Origin of the sequence: Streptomyces sp. NRRL WC-3549 (genome assembly GCF_000721935.1) — a bacterium.
Taxonomy (GTDB): Bacteria; Actinomycetota; Actinomycetes; order Streptomycetales; family Streptomycetaceae; genus Streptomyces.
This window is the reverse complement of the sequence record NZ_KL585442.1, coordinates 36,020-37,648: the sequence shown is the minus strand read 5'-3', so window position 1 is coordinate 37,648 and position 1,629 is coordinate 36,020. Positions and strand designations below refer to the sequence as shown.

Sequence of the window (1,629 nt, the reverse complement as noted above, 5' to 3'; positions counted from 1 at the left end):
CCCCCGCCGCTCCCCGGAGGTGTCCGGGGCGGCTCCGGAGGGGGGTGCGGAGGGGTGCGCCGTGCCGGCCGGTCCCTGGGTGCCCGCCGGGCTGCTCGCGTCCATCGTCCGTCTCCTTGTCGTGCCCGCCGCCCTTTCGCACGGGTCCGGCCGGTCGACGGCGCCGCCGGGCGCCGTACGGGGCGGCCTTCCCTCGTCGCGTGCCCGCCTGCCGATGCGCAACCATGCCAGCCCGTCCGCCCCGCGTCACCCCTTGCGAGCGGGCCTTCGCCGTGCTCCGGCCGCAGGTCGGACGCGGTACGGCTGTCGCGGCCGCGTACGGCGGCGGGGCGGGGGGCGGGCGCCGCGCCCCGGGGCTCAGTGGGCCGTCCAGGCCCCGTCCATCGGCATGGAGGAGCCGCTCACCGATCCGGCGTGCGGTCCGCACAGCCACAGCACCGCCGCCCCGACCTCCTCCGGCTCGATCAGCCGCTTGACGGCGCTGCGTTCCAGCAGCACGCGCTCCAGCACCTCCTCGGGCGGGATGCCGTGCGCGCGGGACTGGTCGGCGATCTGGCCCTCGACGAGCGGGGTGCGTACGTAACCGGGGTTCACGCAGTTGCTCGTCACACCGTGCGGGGCGCCCTCCAGCGCCACCACCTTGCTCAGGCCCTCCAGACCGTGCTTCGCGGCGACGTACGCCGACTTGTAGGGGCTGGCCCGCAGGCCGTGCACCGAGGAGATGTTGACGACCCTGCCCCATCCGCGCCGGTACATCCCCGGCAGGGCGCGGCGCAGGATGCGGAACGGGGCCTCCAGCATGACCCGTTGGATCAGCGCGAACCGCTCCGGCGGGAACTCGTGGACCGGGGCGACGTGCTGGAGGCCGGCGTTGTTGACGACGATGTCCACGTCGTCGACGGTCAGCGCGTCCACCTGCTCCGCCACCGACAGGTCGGCCGTCACGGCGGTGCCACCGATCAGTGCCGCGACCTCCTCGGCCCCCTCGGCGGCGATGTCCACCACCCGTACGTGGGCGCCCGCGGAGGCCAGCGCCACCGCGCAGGCCCGGCCGATGCCGCTCGCCGCCCCCGTGACCAGTGCCGTCCGGCCGTCCAGGGGGCGGCCCTGCGGCGGGTTCACGGGGGCGGGGCCGCCCGGTTCGGCGGGGCGGACGGGGGGCGGGGCGTCCGTCCGGCGGCCGGCCCCCGAACTCGAAGTGCTGTCCATGGGCGTCACGGTAGGAAGCGCGACCGGCCGCTCACACGTGGCCGGGCCACACAGTTCCCCCTTCCGCCATGGTGTTCCACCCCATGGGCCCGCCCCGGCCCGTGCCCCGTGCCGCGCCGACGCGCGTACGCCGCCCGGCCCCGGGCCGGGCAACGGTCCGTACGCACACACCCCCGGGAACCGGATGGCGGGCATCCACATGTCGGCGCCCCTCAGGCGGCGCCTAACGTCCCCCCTCTGGCAGGCGACCGGCGGCCCTCTCTTTCCGCCTGCCGCACCGACCGCCCAGAGCCGCGCCGACCGGTCTTCGCCGGAGCCGAGCGGGCTCACGCATCCTCGGAGGTACCCCGTGCGCCCCACCCTCCTCGGCCGCCTCGCGCGGCGGATCGGACGGTTCGCCCTGTCCGGCTGCTCGCGGCC

At 76.6% G+C, this 1,629-nt stretch carries 1 protein-coding gene; it reads right to left on the bottom strand.

Features of this window, described 5'->3' with window-relative positions; all coding sequences use genetic code 11:
• Positions 1-357: 357 nt before the first annotated feature.
• On the bottom strand, positions 358-1,209 hold the full coding sequence (locus IH13_RS0133615; protein WP_037843170.1) for a 3-hydroxybutyrate dehydrogenase: 852 nt from the start codon (positions 1,207-1,209) through the stop codon (positions 358-360).
• Positions 1,210-1,629 lie beyond the last annotated feature (420 nt).

Bases quoted from the DNA above. Each gene is read 5' to 3' on its own strand.
- IH13_RS0133615 (WP_037843170.1), bottom strand. From the start codon at position 1,209: ATGGACAGCACTTCGAGTTCGGGGGCCGGCCGCCGGACGGACGCCCCG.